Here is a 15,629-nt window from a genome sequence, read left to right as displayed (position 1 = left end):
GGCTTATCCGTTAGGGCGTCACGTTCTGCCGGCGTGATCGCTTCCCAGGTTGTGAGTGTCGGGCGAGGCAAAAAGTTTTATCGGGTTTCAGCGCGGCATGTGCCCCGACAAGCGGGCCTCTTCCTGCAGCCAGGCGAAGAACGCCTTCACCGGCGGATGCCGCTCGCGCCCCGGCACGCACAGGGCGCTGTAGCCCGCGCCATCGACCTGCACGGCGCCCTTGTACGGCACCAGCAGACCGCCGGCGACGCTCTCCGACACCAGGATGTTGCTCGCCAGCACCAGCCCCTGTCCGGCGATGGCCGCCTGGAGGGCGTAATGCTCTTCGTCGTATTCGCGGATTGCCGGCTGCTGCTTCAGCCAGTTTTCGCCGGACATCGCGCACCAAGCCTCCCAGCCGTGGGCGTACAGCTTCGAGTTGTGCCAGCGCACGCTGATCAGCGCCGGGGTGCGCCGGGCGGCCAGCGCCACCTGCTCGGGCGAGCCGTACACCCCGAACGACTCGTCGAACAGGCACAGGCCGTACAGGTTCGGGTAGTCGTCGAGGCTGTAGCGCAGCACCAGGTCGACGCTGGCGTCCTGGTGCAGGTCGATCACCTCGCAATGGGTGTCCAGGCGCACGTTGATGTTCGGGTGGCGGGCATAGAAGCGGCCCAGGCGCGGCACCAGCCACAGTGCGGCGAACGCGGCGGTGGTGGACAGCGTGAGGCTGCTGCCGCTGCGCTGCGGGCGCAGGGTGTCGACGCTCTGCGCCACTTCCAGCAGGGCGCCGTGCAGGCTGCGGAACAGCCGTTCGCCGCCTTCGGTGAGGCGCACCTGGCGCGGCAGGCGCTCGAACAGGGCGACGCCCAGCCAGTCCTCCAGGGAACGGATCTGGTGCGAGATCGCCGTGGGCGTCACCGCCAGCTCTTCGGCGGCGGCCTTGAAGCTCAGCAGGCGTGAGGCGGATTCGAACGCGCGCAGGGCGGTCAACGGCAACGAGGCGAACATGGCGACACTCCATGGATGAAATGAATTCATCCAGACTGATTTTTGCTCATTTGAAGAGGGGCGGCTACGAGCTTCAAGCTGCAAGCCACAAGCAGTTCGATTCTAGTCCGGAGGAAGTACAGATGAGCAAAATTCTTGCGATCCATGCCAGCCCGCGGGGCGAGCGTTCCCACTCGCGCCGTTTGGCCGAGGGGTTCCTCAGTGCCTGGCAAGCACACCAACCCCAGGCGCAGGTGACCCGTCGCGAAGTCGGCCGGGCGCTGATTCCGGCGGTCAACGAGGCGTTCGTCGCGGCGGCGTTCTACCCGGAGCCCGAGGCGCGGCCGTTGACGATGCAGGCGGACCTGGCGCTCAGCGACCAACTGGTCGGCGAGCTGTTCGACCATGACCTGCTGCTGATCTCCACGCCCATGTACAACTTCAACGTGCCCAGCGGCCTCAAGGCCTGGGTCGACCAGATCGTGCGGCTGGGCCTGACCTTCGACCACACGCTGGACAACGGCATCGCCCAGTACACGCCGCTGCTGCAAGGCAAGAAAGCCCTGATCGTCACCACCCGCGGCGGTTTCGGCTTCGGTCCGGGCGGCGAGCTGGAGGCCCTGAACCACGCCGATCCGTGGTTGCGCACGGCGCTGGGGTTCATCGGCATCAACGACGTCACGGTGGTGGCGGCCGAGGGCGAGGAATCCGCCGAGCGCACCTTCGCGGTGTCGGTGGCCGAGGCCGAGCGGCGTCTGCTCGCCTTGGCCCGGGCGTTCTAGGTGGCCTGGCTATTGTTGTTGGTCGCGGCGGCGTTCGAGGTCACGTTCGCCATGGGCATGAAGTACGCCGACGGCTTCACCCGTTTGTGGCCGTCGCTGATCACGGTGGCTGCGGCGGTGGGCGGGGTGTATTTCCTGACGCTGGCGATGCGCGAGCTGCCGGTGAGCGTCGCTTACCCGGTCTGGACGGCCATCGGGTCGCTGGGCACGGTGCTGCTCGGGGTCGTGCTGCTGGGCGAGAGCCTGACCCTGGTCAAGCTGCTGTCGGTGGGGCTGATTGTGGCGGGGGTGGCGGGGCTGAAGTAGGCTGCCGGTTGAGTTGTCATCTTCGGCGCGGATGCTGGGCGGACGTTTTGCCGGCCCCGCATCCCCTCAACCTTCACAAGGAAGTCCGCCCATGTCGCAAGCCTCGGCCACCCGTTATCCCCTGGTGCTGGTGCCGGGCATGCTCGGGTTCATCCGCCTGGTGCTGTACCCGTACTGGTACGGGATCATTTGCGCGCTGCGCCGCGGCGGCGCCACGGTGATCGCCGTGCAGGTGTCGCCGCTCAACTCCACCGAGGTGCGCGGCGAGCAGTTGCTGGCGCGGATCGACGAGATCCTGCGCGAGACCGGCGCCGAGAAGGTCAACCTGATCGGCCACAGCCAGGGTTCGCTGACCGCCCGCTATGCGGCGGCCAAACGGCCGGACCGGGTGGCGTCGGTGACGTCCGTGGCCGGGCCCAACCATGGGTCGGAGCTGGCGGACTACCTCGAACGCCACTACCCGGCGGACAGCGCCCGGGGCCGCCTGCTGGAGGCGCTGCTGCGGCTTGTCGGCTGGCTGATGGGCCTGCTGGAGACCGGCTACCGCGGGCCGAAGCTGCCGGTGGACATCCACGCGTCGCACCAGTCGCTCACGACCGAGGGTGTGGCGCGGTTCAACCGGAGTTATCCACAGGGCCTGCCCGAAACCTGGGGCGGGCAGGGGCCGGAGGAGGTCGACGGCGTGCGCTACTACTCCTGGTCCGGCACCTTGCAGCCGGGCAAGACCGACCGGGGCGGCAACCTGTTCGACGGCACGAACCGCAGTTGCCGGCTGTTCGCCAAAACCTTCGTGCGCGAGCCGGGGCAGTGCGACGGCATGGTCGGGCGCTGCAGCTCGCACCTGGGCACGGTGATCGGCGACGACTACCCGATGGATCACTTCGACATCGTCAACCAGTCGCTGGGGCTGGTGGGCAAGGGCGCGGATCCGGTGCGGCTGTTCGTCGAGCATGCGGCGCGCCTGAAGGCGGCGGGGGTCTGACCTGTTGTGAGGGATCAGGCCAGGCTCACCCGTTTGCCGATCACGGTGGTCCAGCGCTCGGAGAGAATCACCCCGCCCAGCGTCAGCAGCCCGCCCACCAGGTGATACATCGCCAGTTGCTCCTTGAGCACCACCGCCGCGATCAGCGCCGTGATCAGCGGCAGCAGGTTGAAGAACAAAGTCGTGCGGCTCGGGCCGAGGCGCTGCACGGCCTGCATCCACGCCAGCGGCGCGAGCATCGAGGCCAGCAGGCACGCGTACAGCACCAGCGGCAGGTTGTGCAGGGTCAGGCCGGTCTTCGGCGAGGCGGCGTACAGCGGAAACAGCACCACCACCGCCACCAGCACCTGCAAGTACAGCAGCACCAGCGGCGGCAGGCGCAACTGCCACTTCTTCAGCAAGGTGCTGTAGACCGCGTAGGCGAGGGTGGCGACCAGCATCATCGCGTCGCCCAGGTTCACCCCGTGCTGCAGCAGCGCGCCGAGGCTGCCCGACGACACCACCACCAGCACCCCGGCGAACGACAGCACCGCGCCGACCAGCGCCCCGGCGGTCAGGCGCTGGCCGAGGCTGGCGATGGCCATGGCCAGCGACATCAGCGGCATCAGCGACAGGATGATGCCCATGTTGGTGGCGCTGGTCATCGTCGCGGCGAAGTAGGCCAGGCTCTGGTAGACCGCCATGCCCAGCACGCCGAGCACGAAGATCTTGCCCAGGTTCGGGCGGATCTGCGGCCAGTGGGCGACCACGCCCTTGAGCATGAAGGGCGTGAAGAACAGCCCGGCCAGCAGCCAGCGGTAGAAGCCGATCTCGGCGGGGAAGATCGCACCGACCGCGAGCTTGTTGACCACGGTGTTGCCGGCCCAGATGAAGATCGCCAGCAGGGGAAACGCGTATTGCATGGGGAAAAACCGAAACGTTGAAGGATGGCCGATTATCCCCCTGTCCGGATCCAGCCCTATACTGCGAACCGGACAACCTGCCCCTGATGACGGACAGCATGAACAGCAAACACATCGACCTGCTGGATTTCAGCGAACTGCCGTCGGCGGTGTACTTCCGCTACGCCGACTTCAACGCCCACGAATACGCCGCGCCGCACCGCCATCCCTGGGGCACCCTGGAATACGCGGCCCACGGTGTGCTGCACATGGACGTCGACGGCAGCCGCTTCATGTCGCCGCCGCAGTACGCGGTGTGGGTGCCGCCGCAGGTCGAGCACAGCTTCTACAGCCATCAGCCGGTCAACTACCGGGCGGTGTGCCTGGATCCTTCGGTGTGCGCCGACCTGCCGGCGCGGGCCTGCACCCTGGCGATCAGCGACATCCTCAAGGCGATCCTCAAGGACTTCGCCGCCCGCGACGTGAAGATCCCCGACCTCGACGCCGACCGGCGCCTGGCCCAGGTGCTGGTGGACCAGTTGCGCCAGGCGCCGGTGCACGAGTGCTACCTGCCCTACGCCAGCAGCCCGGGACTGCTGGCGATCCTCGACGCGTTGCAGGCCGAGCCCGGCAACAATCAGCCGCTGGCGCACTGGGCGCAGCAGGTGCATGTGAGCGAACGCACCCTGGCGAGGCAGTTCGTGCGCGAGCTGGGGATGAGTTTCGGCGAGTGGCGCCAGCGCCTGCGCTACCTGGCGGCCATCGAAGCGCTGGAGAGCCCGCGCAGCGTGCAGGAAATCGCCTTCGACCTCGGCTACAGCAGCGGCTCGGCGTTCATCGCCATGTTCGCCCGCCAGGCCGGGTGCACGCCGGAGCAGTACCGGCGCAGCCACCTGGACGGCAGGAAGGTGTAACAAGCTTTGACTACACTGCCGGAGAGGCCGCACCCGTCGGTGCGGCGACCAGGAGAAAACTCCATGAAGATGTTGCGTGTCCCTTTGCTGATGATCGGCCTGCTGCTGTGCTCCCAAGGGTTCGCCGCCACGGCGCAACAGAACAAGATGACCACCTGCAACGCCGACGCCACGGCCAAGAGCCTCAAGGGCGACGAGCGCAAGGCCTTCATGAGCACCTGCCTGAAAGCGGCGCCGGCGGCCAACGACGCCAAGGCCCTGACCCCGCAGCAGCAGAAGATGAAGACCTGCAACGCCGATGCGGCGACCAAGGCCCTGACCGGCGATGCGCGCAAGACCTTCATGAGCGATTGCCTGAAGAAAAAATGATCGGCTGAACCTGGCGGCGATCCGACGAAGAGGCCGACAAGCGCGGCAACCCTCTTAAGCCGTGCATATCCCTAGTGCTCCCCCCGGATCGCTGGCAGACTGCCAATCCTTTTACGCCGTTCGTTTTGAGGCTGTATGCCAACGTTTTCTGAGCGTCATGTCGTGTTGTGGGCCAGTTGGATCATCATTTTCGGCGGGTTGCTGCTGGTGTTGCCGTTGCGTCTGCTGCCCAGCCTGCTGGCCGGGCTGCTGGTGTTCGAGCTGGTCAACATGCTCACCCCGCAACTGCAGCGGCTGATCGAAGGCCGGCGCGCCCGCTGGCTGGCGGTGGCGCTGCTCGGCACGCTGGTGGTGAGCGTGCTGGCGCTGATCTTCGCCGGCGCCATCAGTTTCCTGCTGCATGAGGCGGAAAACCCCGGCGCTTCCCTCGACAAGTTCATGGGCGTGGTCGACCGCGCGCGGGGCCAGTTGCCGCCCTTCGTCGACGCTTACCTGCCGGCCAGCGCCGCCGAGTTCCGGGTGGCCATCGGCGAGTGGATGAGCAAGCACCTGGCCGACCTGCAACTGGTGGGCAAGGACGCGGCGCACATGTTCGTGACCCTGCTGATCGGCATGGTGCTCGGCGCGATCATCGCCCTGCAGCGGGTGCCGGACGTCACCAAGCGCAAGCCGCTGGCGGCCGCGCTGTTCGACCGCCTGCACCTGCTGGTCCAGGCGTTTCGCAACATCGTCTTCGCGCAGATCAAGATTTCCCTGCTCAACACGTTCTTCACCGGGATCTTCCTGGCGGTGATCCTGCCGCTGTTCGGCATCAAGCTGCCGCTGACCAAGACCCTGATCGTGCTGACCTTCCTGCTCGGCCTGCTGCCGGTGATCGGCAACCTGATGTCGAACACCCTGATCACCATCGTCGGCCTGTCGCTGTCGATCTGGGTGGCGATCGCGGCGCTGGGCTACCTGATCTTCATCCACAAGCTGGAATACTTCCTCAACGCGCGCATCGTCGGCGGGCAGATCAGCGCCAAGTCCTGGGAACTGCTGCTGGCGATGCTGGTGTTCGAGGCGGCGTTCGGCCTGCCGGGGGTGGTGGCGGGGCCGATCTACTATGCGTACCTGAAGAGCGAGCTGAAGCTGGGCGGGATGGTGTAAGGGGAGGGGCACCTGTCAGATCTGACAGTAGACGCTCCTGCGCTGGGGTGATTGACTGCCTCGGCGGGGATCGGCCCGCGCCAGACTCTCCGGGAGACCATCCATGAGCGTAATTCCTGTAAACGACGACACGAGCTTCGCGGCCGAGGTCGCGAACACCCAGAAACCTGTGGTGCTGGCTTTTCTGAGCGGCAACAAGGCCAGCGGCAGAGAGGCTGAAATGCTCAAGCAGCTGGCCGAGGCCAATGACAGCCGATTCAAGCTGCTCAGCAGAGATTTCGTCGAGGGCGGGGCCATCGAGAAGGCCTTTGACGTGCAGTCGGCACCGACGACCCTGTTCCTGCAGATCGACACGCTGGTGGGGGCCGGCACGCTCGATGGGTTGAAATCGAGGATCAACGGCGTTTTCGGGCTTGACCCGGCGATTTGAGCCAGCGCGCAGCGGGGGGAGTGCATCCCCTCGCTGCGCCGTTGCGGTCAGGCCATGGCGCCGTAGCGCTTCATCGCCTCGATCGCCAGCCCGCTGCCGATGCTGCCGAAGATGTTGCCTTCCACATGACGCGCGTTGGGCAGCATCGCCGCGACGCTGTTGCGCAGCGCCGGGATGCCGCTGGAACCGCCGGTGAAGAACACCGTGTCGACCTGGCCCACCGCCACGCCGGCGTCCGCCAGCAGTTGGGTGACGCTGGCGCGCACCCGCGCAAGCTGGGTGTCGATGGCCGACTCGAACAGTGTCCGGGTCAGCTCCACGTTGAGCCCGGCCTCGATCCGGTCCAGCGCCACGTGGCGGCTGTCGCTGTGGGTCAGCTGGATCTTGGTCTCTTCCACTTCCATCGCCAGCCAGTGGCCGGCGCGCTGCTCGATCAGCTTGAACAGGCGGTCGATGCCGCCGGTGTCCTCGATGTCGTAGCGCATGCTGCCCAGGGCCAGGGTCGATTTCTGCGAGTACACCGAGTTGATGGTGTGCCAGGTCGCCAGGTTCATGTGGTGGCTGGTGGGCATGAGGGCGCCGCTCTTCATCCGGCTGCCGTAGCCGAACAGCGGCATCAGGCCCTGCAGGCTCAGCTGCTTGTCGAAGTCGGTTCCGCCGATGTGCACGCCGCCGGTGGCGAGGATGTCGTCGTGGCGGTTATCCACAGCCCGGCGCTCGGGCGACAGGCGCACCAAGGAGAAGTCCGACGTACCGCCGCCGATGTCGACGATCAGCACCAGCTCTTCCCGTTCCAGGGTCGACTCGTAGTCGAACGCCGCCGCGATCGGCTCGTACTGGAACGACACGTCCTTGAAGCCGATTTTTTTCGCCACTTCCGCCAGGGTGTCTTCGGCTTCCTGGTCGGCCGCCGGGTCGTCATCGACGAAAAACACCGGGCGGCCCAGCACCACCTGTTCGAACTCGCGGCCGGCGGAGGCCTCGGCGCGGCCCTTGAGCTGGCCGATGAACAGCCCGAGCAAGTCCTTGAACGGCATGGCCGTGCCCAGCACGCTGGTGTCGTGCTTGATCAGCTTGGAACCGAGCAGGCTCTTGAGCGAGCGCATCAGGCGGCCTTCGTAGCCTTCCAGGTACTCGTGCAGCGCCAGGCGCCCGTACACCGGGCGGCGTTCTTCGATATTGAAGAAGACCACCGACGGCAGGGTGATCTTGTCGTCTTCCAGCGCGATCATCGTTTCCATGCCGGGGCGCAGCCAGCCGACGGTGGAGTTGGACGTGCCGAAGTCGATGCCGCAGGCACGGGCTGGAGAGGCGTCTTTCATGTCTTTCGGTTCCGGTCAAAAAAACGGCCGCGCAGTGTATGCCAGTGCGCGGCAGATTCGAAGGCCGGTCATCCGCAATTTACGGCCCGGATACCTTGAAAGCCTGCGCATCGCCCCAAACTTGCAGGCATGGGCCGGCAGGCCACCGGCGGTCGCAAGAACCGCCGTCCGCTGCCGATAAACTTCTGCTGCGCCGACCGGTCACACACTTGAGATCGGTCAAACCGGCCTGCGCGAAACGGCGCAAGCTGACACGGGCGCGAAACCGATGACGATGGTGACTCCTTAGATGGACTTCAAAGACTATTACAAGATACTCGGCGTGGAGCCGACGGCGGACGACAAGGCGATCAAGGCCGCCTATCGCAAGCTGGCGCGCAAGTACCACCCCGATGTCAGCAAGGAAAAGGACGCCGAGGCCAAGTTCAAGGACGCCTCGGAAGCTTATGAAGCGCTGAAGAGCGCCGACAAGCGCGCCGAATACGACGACCTGCGCCGCTACGGCCAGCACGGCCAGCCGTTCCAGGGCCCGCCGGGCTGGCAGAGCCGCGGCGGCTTCGGCGGCGGATCCGACGGCGGCGACTTTTCGGACTTCTTCAGCTCGATCTTCGGCAACCGCGGCCCAGGCTTCGGCGGTGGCGGCCGGCAATCGCGCAGCGCCGGGCGCCGGGGGCAGGACGTGGAAATGGAACTGCCGATCTTCCTTGAGGAGACCCTGTCGAACGAGTCGAAGAAGGTCACCTTCCAGGTGCCGCAGCACAACGCGGCGGGCCAGCACGTCAGCAACACCAGCAAGAGCCTGAACGTGAAGATCCCGGCGGGCGTGACCGACGGCGAGCGCATCCGCCTCAAGGGCCAGGGCGCGCCGGGCGTCGGCGGCGGGGCCAACGGCGACCTGTACCTGACCATCCGCTTCGCGCCGCACCCCAAGTTCGACGTCGAAGGCGACAACCTGATCATCACCCTGCCGCTGGCGCCGTGGGAACTGGCGCTGGGCGCCGAGGTGGCGGTGCCGACCCTGACCGGCAAGATCAACCTCAAGGTGCCGGCCGGCAGCCAGAACGGCCAGCGCATGCGCGCCAAGGGCCACGGCCTGAAGAACAAGGCCGGCGAGCGCGGTTACCTGTTCGTCCAGCTCAAGGCCGTGATGCCGAAGGCGACGGGCGACGACGTCAAGGCCCTGTGGCAGGAACTGGCCAAGAAAGCCGCCTTCAACCCGCGAGAGAACTTCTGAACCCAGCGACGGAGTAGCCCGGCATGAGCAGCCCCCTGATCGTTCAACTGGACTTGGCAGAATTCTGTGAGGCGACCGACCTGTCGGATGCCTACGTGATCGAGATCGTCGAGCACGGCATCCTCGAACCTCAGGGCGCGCAGCCCCGGGAGTGGCGCTTCACCGATGTCGAGCTGACCCTGGCCCGGCGCGCGGCCAAACTGCGGCACGACCTGGAGCTTGAGTGGGAAGGGGTGGCGCTGGCGATGGAACTGCTGGAAGAGGTGAAGGCGCTGCGGGCGGAGAACCGGATGCTGCGCCAGCGCCTGGCGCGGTTGGTGGCCGAGTGAGCCTTGCGCCGTGTTCACCGGCCTCTTCGTCGGATCGCCGCCCTGAGCAAGCCCGACGCCACTGTTGACCGCATTCTCCTGTGGGAGCGAGCCTGCTCGCGATGAACGGTCACGCGGGCTCTCCGGCTAGGCCTTCCTCGGCAGCACCACGCTGAACAGCGTCCCTTCCTCTTCGCTCGAACTGACCTCGATCGTCCCGCCGTGGGCGGTCACCACTTCCTTGACGATGAACAGCCCCAGCCCGAGGCTGGTGGACGGCTGGCCGAGCTCCTCGTCGGCGCTGCGCACCAGCGGATCGAAAATCGTGCCGATGGCCTCTTCGGAGATCGGTTCGCCGTGGTTGTGCACGGTCAGGCGCACGCTGTCGGCTTCCCCGTGCAGGGTCACGGCCACCCCCTGCGCACCGGTGCCGTGCTGCAGGGCGTTGCCGATCAGGTTCTGCAGCAGTTGGGCCAGCCTGCCGGCGTCCCAGACCCCGTGGGTGTCACCTTCGACCGTCAGGACCGTGTCGCTCTGCGGGTTGCCCGCGCAGGCTTCGGCGAGGGCCGCCCGCGCCGCGTCCGCCAGGTCCATCGGCGCCGGCTCGATGGGCAGGCTCTTGCCCAGGCGGCTGCGCACCAGCTCCAACAGGTCGCTGACCATGGCCGCCATGTGCCGTGCACCGTGCTTGATGTTCTGGGCGCAGGTGAGGGCGTCGCCCTGCAGTGCGGTCTTGCGCATCAGCATTTCGGTGGACATGGTCACGGCCTGGAGCGGCGCGCGCAGGTCGTGGCCGAGAATGGCCAGGAAGATGTCCCGCGAGCGGTTGACCTGTTCGGCGTAGGCCGCCGTGGATTCGGCCAGGGCTTCGTCGATGGCTTCGTTGAAGCGGATCATGTCGCGCAGGCCGTTCAGGTCCGGGACCTGCAGGCTGTCGACCCATCGGCGGATCACGCAGGCGCGCAGATGGCGGAACTCGGAGGTCATCTGCACCAGGTCGAAGCCCACCGTGTGGCGCATTTCGCCATGGCTGGCGCCGGCCCGGTCCAGGCTCGGGGTCTTGGCCGGCCCTTCGCCCCTGGCCTTGTCGGCCTGCTCGCCGGCTGTCTGCGGCTTGTCCATGTCCCGGGCGGCGGCCAGCAGGATCGAGCGGGCGTGGTCGCGCAGGGCCGGGCTGTCCAGGTAGTCGGCCGCCGGGGTGATGGTGCTGGCGAAGGTCTCCCATTCATCGACGATGGGATCGACGTTGGCCACGATGAATTCGGAAAGACGCATGAACGGATACCTGAATGCGATTCACAGGGCAGCGTCTCGAAGCGTAGTCCGTCTGGCGAAAAACAGCATGGATTGCCGTGGCGAGGGAGCTTGCTCCCGCTGGACGGCAGAGCCGTCCCCCGGGATCCTCGCCAAAGCCTTTGCGAAGCACTGGATCAGAACAGGAAATACCGCTGGGCCATCGGCAGGGTGTCCGCCGGTTCGCACCACAGCAGCACGCCGTCGGCCTTGACCTGGTAGGTCTGCGGGTCCACGTCGATGGCCGGCAGGTAGTCGTTGTGGATCAGGTCGGTCTTTTGCACATCGCGGCAGCCCTTGACCACGCCGATGGCCTTCTTCAGGCCCAGGGCCTCGGGCAGCCCGGCCTCGTGGGCGGCCTGGCTGATGAAGGTCAGGCTGGTGGCGTGCAGCGAGCCGCCGTAGCTGGCGAACATCGGCCGGTAATGCACCGGCTGCGGCGTGGGGATCGAGGCGTTGGCGTCGCCCATCAGGCTGGCGGCGATGGCGCCGCCCTTGAGGATCAGCGTCGGCTTGACCCCGAAGAACGCCGGGCGCCACAGCACCAGGTCGGCCCATTTGCCCACTTCCACCGAACCGACCTCATGGCTGATGCCGTGGGTGATCGCCGGGTTGATCGTGTACTTGGCGATGTAGCGCTTGGCGCGGAAGTTGTCGTTGCCTTCGCCGTCCTGGGGCAGCGGGCCGCGCTGGCGCTTCATCTTGTCGGCGGTCTGCCAGGTGCGGGTGATGACTTCGCCGACCCGGCCCATGGCCTGGCTGTCGGAGCTGATCATGGAGAACGCGCCGAGGTCGTGGAGGATGTCTTCGGCGGCGATGGTTTCGCGGCGGATGCGGCTTTCGGCGAACGCCACGTCTTCGGCGATGCTCGGGTCCAGGTGATGGCAGACCATCAGCATGTCCAGGTGTTCGTCGATGGTGTTGCGGGTGAACGGCCGGGTCGGGTTGGTCGAGCTCGGCAGCACGTTGGGAAAGCCGCAGGCCTTGATGATGTCCGGCGCATGGCCGCCGCCGGCGCCCTCGGTGTGGTAGGTGTGGATGGTGCGGCCCTTGAACGCGCCGAGGGTGGTCTCGACGAAGCCGGACTCGTTGAGGGTGTCGGTGTGGATCGCCACCTGCACATCGAACCGGTCGGCGACGGCCAGGCAGTTGTCGATGCTCGCCGGGGTGGTGCCCCAGTCCTCGTGCAGCTTGAGGCCGATGGCACCGGCCCTGACCTGCTCGATCAGCGGCTCCGGCAGGCTGGCGTTGCCCTTGCCGGTGAGGCCGATGTTCATCGGGAACGCGTCGGCGGCCTGGAGCATCCGCGCCAGGTGCCACGGCCCCGAGGTGCAGGTGGTGGCGTTGGTGCCGGTGGCCGGTCCCGTGCCGCCGCCGATCATGGTGGTGACGCCGCTCATCAGCGCCTCTTCGATCTGCTGCGGGCAGATGAAATGGATGTGGGTGTCGATGCCGCCGGCGGTGAGGATCATGCCTTCGCCGGCGATGACTTCGGTGCCGGCGCCGATGGCGAAGGTGACGCCGGGCTGGATGTCCGGGTTGCCGGCCTTGCCGATGGCGTTGACGCGCCCGTCCTTGAGGCCGACGTCGGCCTTGACGATGCCCCAGTGGTCGACGATCAGCGCGTTGGTGATCACGGTGTCGACGACCTCGGCGGCCAGCCGCTGGCTCTGGCCCTGGCCGTCGCGGATCACCTTGCCGCCGCCGAACTTCACTTCTTCGCCGTAGGTGGTGAAGTCGCGCTCGACTTCGATCCACAGGTCGGTGTCGGCCAGGCGCACCTTGTCGCCGACGGTGGGGCCGAACATGTCGGCGTAGGCTTGACGCGAAATCTTCATTCCAGTTCCTTGCACGAATGTGTTGTGGCGAGGGAGCTTGCTCCCGTCGGGCTGCGCAGCAGCCCCAAAACCTGCCGATGATTGTCTTCACCCATTGCGCGATGCCCGGCTTGCGGGCGCTGCGCACCCGGGCGGGAGCAAGCTCCCTCGCCACAGGGCCTCAGTCGAGGTCGCCCATGACCTTGCCGGCGAAGCCGAACACCCGGCGCAGCCCGGCGAGCTCGACGAGCTCCACCTCGCGGCTCTGCCCTGGCTCGAAGCGCACGGCGGTGCCGGCCGGGATGTTCAGGCGCATGCCGCGGCTGGCGGCGCGGTCGAAGGCCAGGGCGTCGTTGGTCTCGAAGAAGTGGTAGTGCGAGCCGACCTGGATCGGCCGGTCGCCGCTGTTGGCCACCGTCAGGCGGAGGGTGCGGCGGCCGGCGTTGAGTTCGATGTCGCCGGGCCGGATCTGGTATTCGCCGGGAATCATCCGTTCGCTCCTTGCAGGATCTTGAAGTAGAGGGCCGTCGGGCGGTAGGTGCCGTTCGGGTCGCAGGCGTAGTCGGGAATCTCCCCGGCCTTGGTGTAGCCCTGCGCCCTGTAGAACGCCTCCGCGGGCGAGCCGGCCTCGGTGTCGAGGTACAGCATGCCGCGCCGGTGCTGGCGCGCGGCCTGTTCCAGGGCCTCCATCAGTTGTTGGCCGAGGCCGCGCCGGCGGGCGTTTTCGCGCACCAGCAGTTTCTGCACCTCGGCGCGGTTCAGGCCGTTGGCCTTCTGGCACAGGCTCAGTTGCACGCTGGCCTGCACCTGTTCGTCCTTGACCACCACCCACAGCAGGGCGCTGCCCTTGTTCACGTTGTCCTGCACCTCATCGAAATAGGCACGGGCCTGCGCGGCGTCGAGGTCGGCCATGAAGCCGACGCTGGCGCCGTAACCCACCGCGTCGAGCAGCAGGTCGATCAGGCCCTGGCGGTAGTGCGCAAAACTTTCGGCATTGACGCGTCGCAGTTGGGCGGGGTTCATCGGGTGTCACTCCTTGTGGGCGGCCGGTGGCTGCGCGCCGGGATTGAGGGTCAGTTGCATGAACGTCAGGTCGAGCCAGCGGCCGAACTTGGTGCCCACCTGCGGCATCTGCCCGGTGACGGTGAAGCCGGCGCGCTCGTGCAGGCGGATCGACGCCGCGTTGCCGCTTTCGATGGCGGCGACCATCACGTGCTTGCCGCAGGCCTTCGCCCGCTCGATCAGCGCCGTCATCAGTTTGGGGCCCAGGCCGTTGCCGCGCTGGTCGCTGCGCACGTAGACCGAATGCTCGACGGTGTGGCGAAAACCGTCGAACGGCCGCCAGTCGCCGAAGGAAGCGTAGCCGAGCACGGTGTTGTCGGCGTCGGTGATCACCAGGATCGGGTAGGCCTGGGCCTGGCGGGCGCTGAACCAGGCCTGGCGGTTGCCGAGGTCGACCGCCTGTTCGTTCCAGATGGCCGTGGTGTTGAGCACGGCGTCGTTGTAGATGTCGCGGATCGCCGGCAGGTCGGCGTGCAGCGCATCGCGCAGGGTGTAGGTCATGGCGCGGCCTCAGACGATCGGTTGGTGGACGGTGACCAGTTTGGTGCCGTCGGGGAACGTCGCTTCGATCTGGATCTCCGGGATCATTTCCGGGATGCCTTCCATCACTTGCTCGCGGGTCAGCAGGGTGGTGCCGTAGTGCATCAGGTCGGCCACGGTCTGGCCGTCGCGGGCGCCTTCGAGCAGCGCGGCGGAAATGTAGGCCATGGCTTCGGGGTAGTTGAGCTTCACGCCGCGGGCCAGGCGCCGCTCGGCGACGAGGCCGGCGGTGAAGATCAGCAGCTTGTCTTTTTCGCGTGGGGTCAGGTCCATCGTAGACATCCGTCAGGGCAGTTCGAAAAGGTATTGGACCGGCTGGCGCCGATCCCGGCGGGAGCGAGCCTGCTCGCGAGGGCGTCGGCGCGTCCAGCCTCGCCGACGCCCGATGCGGCGCATACGCGGGCAAGCCCGCTCTCCCATGAAAGCGTCATTCAGGTATTCCAGATCCGCGGCGGCATGGCCTCGCGGCCCAGCAGCGCCGGGCGCAGCAGGCGCCACAGGCCGATCAGCCAGGCGCGGGCCTGCAGCGCCTCGGCGGCCAGGCAACGGGCAACCAGCAACCCCGGCAGTTGGGTCAGGTCGCCGCGCACGTCAGTGTTCAGGGCTCGGCAGCGCTCCAGCAGTGCGGCGTCGATCTCGCCGGTGACCAGCAGCGTGGCGAACACCGGATGGCCGTCCAGCCCGATCGGCGAGTCCAGCAGGCCGTCGCCGCCGGCGATGCGCTGGCGTTCGTGCCAGAGCGGTCGTCCGTCGCGGCGGATGTCCAGGTGCGCCTGGAAATGGCCGCGGTCGAAGCGCTCGCCGGCGGCCGGACGCCCCAGCGCCACCACGTCCCAGTAGAACAGGCGGGCGTCGCCCTCAAGGTCGATCGAGGTGGTGAGCTCGGCCTGGGCGGCGCTGTAGACGATGGTTTCCTGGGGCAGCCATTCCAGGGTCGCACCGGGGCCGACGTGCAGGTCGAGCCGCTGGAAGGCCGGCCCGGCCGCGCGGTACCACTTGGCCGCGCCGGGGCTGGTGATCTGGGCCCAGGCGTCCCGTTCGACGCGGGCGCCGATGTTCAGCCGGTCACCGCCGGCGATGCCGCCCGGCGGGTGCACGATGATGTGCTGGCAGACTTCCGGCCCTTCGGCGTACAGGTGCTTCTGCACCCGCAGCGGGCCGAGGTGGCGGCGCCGGGTCGGGCGGGTGCTGTCGCCGAAGCGGGCGTAGGCCAGCTCCAGTTCGGCGTGCCAGCTCGGGGTGAACAGGGCAGTGGGCAAAGGTGAGTTCAT

19 protein-coding genes are annotated in these 15,629 nt (G+C 67.2%); 9 read left to right on the top strand and 10 right to left on the bottom strand.

Going from position 1 to position 15,629, the window contains the following annotated elements; genetic code table 11:
- Nucleotides 1–87 precede the first annotated feature (87 nt).
- Nucleotides 88–1,020: a LysR substrate-binding domain-containing protein gene (locus tag ACIP0B_RS08470; protein ID WP_400831166.1), complete on the bottom strand. Its 933-nt coding sequence runs from the start codon at nucleotides 1,018–1,020 to the stop codon at nucleotides 88–90.
- A 92-nt stretch (nucleotides 1,021–1,112) separates the two neighbouring features.
- Here ACIP0B_RS08470 and ACIP0B_RS08465 point away from each other — a divergent pair, with 92 nt between their 5' ends.
- The 3 genes from ACIP0B_RS08465 to ACIP0B_RS08455 all read left to right on the top strand — a co-directional run bounded on the left by ACIP0B_RS08465 (nucleotide 1,113) and on the right by ACIP0B_RS08455 (nucleotide 3,039).
- A complete protein-coding gene (locus ACIP0B_RS08465; RefSeq protein ID WP_400831164.1) occupies nucleotides 1,113–1,751 on the top strand; it encodes an FMN-dependent NADH-azoreductase in 639 nt (212 codons plus the stop codon).
- Entirely contained in the window at nucleotides 1,752–2,057 is a 306-nt protein-coding gene (locus tag ACIP0B_RS08460; RefSeq protein ID WP_400831163.1) for a DMT family transporter, read from the top strand. It abuts the gene before it with no gap.
- Nucleotides 2,058–2,148: 91 nt separating this feature from the next.
- Nucleotides 2,149–3,039: an esterase/lipase family protein gene (locus ACIP0B_RS08455; protein ID WP_400831161.1), complete on the top strand. Its 891-nt coding sequence runs from the start codon at nucleotides 2,149–2,151 to the stop codon at nucleotides 3,037–3,039.
- Between the two features lie 14 nt (nucleotides 3,040–3,053).
- Here ACIP0B_RS08455 and ACIP0B_RS08450 read toward each other — a convergent pair whose 3' ends face one another.
- Nucleotides 3,054–3,941 carry a DMT family transporter gene (locus tag ACIP0B_RS08450; RefSeq protein ID WP_400831159.1) on the bottom strand — a complete coding sequence of 296 codons (888 nt, stop codon included), beginning with the start codon at nucleotides 3,939–3,941 and terminating at the stop codon, nucleotides 3,054–3,056.
- A 98-nt stretch (nucleotides 3,942–4,039) separates the two neighbouring features.
- Between ACIP0B_RS08450 and ACIP0B_RS08445 the strand changes: the two genes are divergently transcribed.
- The 4 genes from ACIP0B_RS08445 to ACIP0B_RS08430 all read left to right on the top strand — a co-directional run bounded on the left by ACIP0B_RS08445 (nucleotide 4,040) and on the right by ACIP0B_RS08430 (nucleotide 6,782).
- The gene (locus ACIP0B_RS08445; RefSeq protein WP_217893866.1) at nucleotides 4,040–4,834 is read left to right on the top strand and encodes a helix-turn-helix transcriptional regulator; all 795 of its coding nucleotides are present in this window, start codon (nucleotides 4,040–4,042) and stop codon (nucleotides 4,832–4,834) included.
- A 63-nt stretch (nucleotides 4,835–4,897) separates the two neighbouring features.
- Entirely contained in the window at nucleotides 4,898–5,203 is a 306-nt protein-coding gene (locus tag ACIP0B_RS08440; protein ID WP_011332224.1) for a PsiF family protein, read from the top strand.
- Between the two features lie 135 nt (nucleotides 5,204–5,338).
- On the top strand, nucleotides 5,339–6,352 hold the full coding sequence (locus ACIP0B_RS08435) for an AI-2E family transporter (protein ID WP_217893865.1): 1,014 nt from the start codon (nucleotides 5,339–5,341) through the stop codon (nucleotides 6,350–6,352).
- Nucleotides 6,353–6,455: 103 nt separating this feature from the next.
- Nucleotides 6,456–6,782, top strand: coding sequence for a hypothetical protein (locus ACIP0B_RS08430; protein ID WP_400831157.1), 327 nt, complete (start codon nucleotides 6,456–6,458; stop codon nucleotides 6,780–6,782).
- Nucleotides 6,783–6,829: 47 nt separating this feature from the next.
- Here ACIP0B_RS08430 and ACIP0B_RS08425 read toward each other — a convergent pair whose 3' ends face one another.
- The gene (locus tag ACIP0B_RS08425) at nucleotides 6,830–8,104 is read right to left on the bottom strand and encodes an Hsp70 family protein (RefSeq protein ID WP_400831155.1); all 1,275 of its coding nucleotides are present in this window, start codon (nucleotides 8,102–8,104) and stop codon (nucleotides 6,830–6,832) included.
- Between the two features lie 289 nt (nucleotides 8,105–8,393).
- Between ACIP0B_RS08425 and ACIP0B_RS08420 the strand changes: the two genes are divergently transcribed.
- Together ACIP0B_RS08420 and ACIP0B_RS08415 are read left to right on the top strand one after the other, a co-directional pair.
- A complete protein-coding gene (locus tag ACIP0B_RS08420; RefSeq protein ID WP_085582797.1) occupies nucleotides 8,394–9,338 on the top strand; it encodes a DnaJ C-terminal domain-containing protein in 945 nt (314 codons plus the stop codon).
- A 23-nt stretch (nucleotides 9,339–9,361) separates the two neighbouring features.
- The gene (locus tag ACIP0B_RS08415; protein ID WP_400831153.1) at nucleotides 9,362–9,667 is read left to right on the top strand and encodes a chaperone modulator CbpM; all 306 of its coding nucleotides are present in this window, start codon (nucleotides 9,362–9,364) and stop codon (nucleotides 9,665–9,667) included.
- Nucleotides 9,668–9,793: 126 nt separating this feature from the next.
- Here ACIP0B_RS08415 and ACIP0B_RS08410 read toward each other — a convergent pair whose 3' ends face one another.
- The 7 genes from ACIP0B_RS08410 to ACIP0B_RS08380 form a co-directional block, all read right to left on the bottom strand.
- The gene (locus tag ACIP0B_RS08410) at nucleotides 9,794–10,921 is read right to left on the bottom strand and encodes a sensor histidine kinase (protein WP_400831152.1); all 1,128 of its coding nucleotides are present in this window, start codon (nucleotides 10,919–10,921) and stop codon (nucleotides 9,794–9,796) included.
- 155 nt (nucleotides 10,922–11,076) lie between these two features.
- Nucleotides 11,077–12,777: an urease subunit alpha gene (ureC, locus tag ACIP0B_RS08405; RefSeq protein WP_400831151.1), complete on the bottom strand. Its 1,701-nt coding sequence runs from the start codon at nucleotides 12,775–12,777 to the stop codon at nucleotides 11,077–11,079.
- A 160-nt stretch (nucleotides 12,778–12,937) separates the two neighbouring features.
- Nucleotides 12,938–13,246: an urease subunit beta gene (locus ACIP0B_RS08400; protein ID WP_400831149.1), complete on the bottom strand. Its 309-nt coding sequence runs from the start codon at nucleotides 13,244–13,246 to the stop codon at nucleotides 12,938–12,940.
- Nucleotides 13,243–13,779, bottom strand: coding sequence for a GNAT family N-acetyltransferase (locus tag ACIP0B_RS08395; protein ID WP_400831148.1), 537 nt, complete (start codon nucleotides 13,777–13,779; stop codon nucleotides 13,243–13,245). The genes ACIP0B_RS08400 and ACIP0B_RS08395 overlap by 4 nt, the downstream gene beginning before the upstream one ends.
- Before the next feature lie 6 nt (nucleotides 13,780–13,785).
- On the bottom strand, nucleotides 13,786–14,319 hold the full coding sequence (locus tag ACIP0B_RS08390; RefSeq protein WP_400831146.1) for a GNAT family N-acetyltransferase: 534 nt from the start codon (nucleotides 14,317–14,319) through the stop codon (nucleotides 13,786–13,788).
- 9 nt (nucleotides 14,320–14,328) lie between these two features.
- A complete protein-coding gene (gene ureA / locus ACIP0B_RS08385) occupies nucleotides 14,329–14,631 on the bottom strand; it encodes an urease subunit gamma (protein WP_400831145.1) in 303 nt (100 codons plus the stop codon).
- A 158-nt stretch (nucleotides 14,632–14,789) separates the two neighbouring features.
- Nucleotides 14,790–15,629, bottom strand: coding sequence for an urease accessory protein UreD (locus ACIP0B_RS08380; protein ID WP_400831143.1), 840 nt, complete (start codon nucleotides 15,627–15,629; stop codon nucleotides 14,790–14,792).

Origin of the sequence: Pseudomonas sp. NPDC089534 (assembly GCF_044749305.1) — a bacterium.
In the GTDB taxonomy this organism is placed as follows: Bacteria; Pseudomonadota; Gammaproteobacteria; order Pseudomonadales; family Pseudomonadaceae; genus Aquipseudomonas; species Aquipseudomonas ekonensis.
Note: the sequence above shows the minus strand (reverse complement) of the source record. Positions and strands in the feature narration are given on the sequence as shown.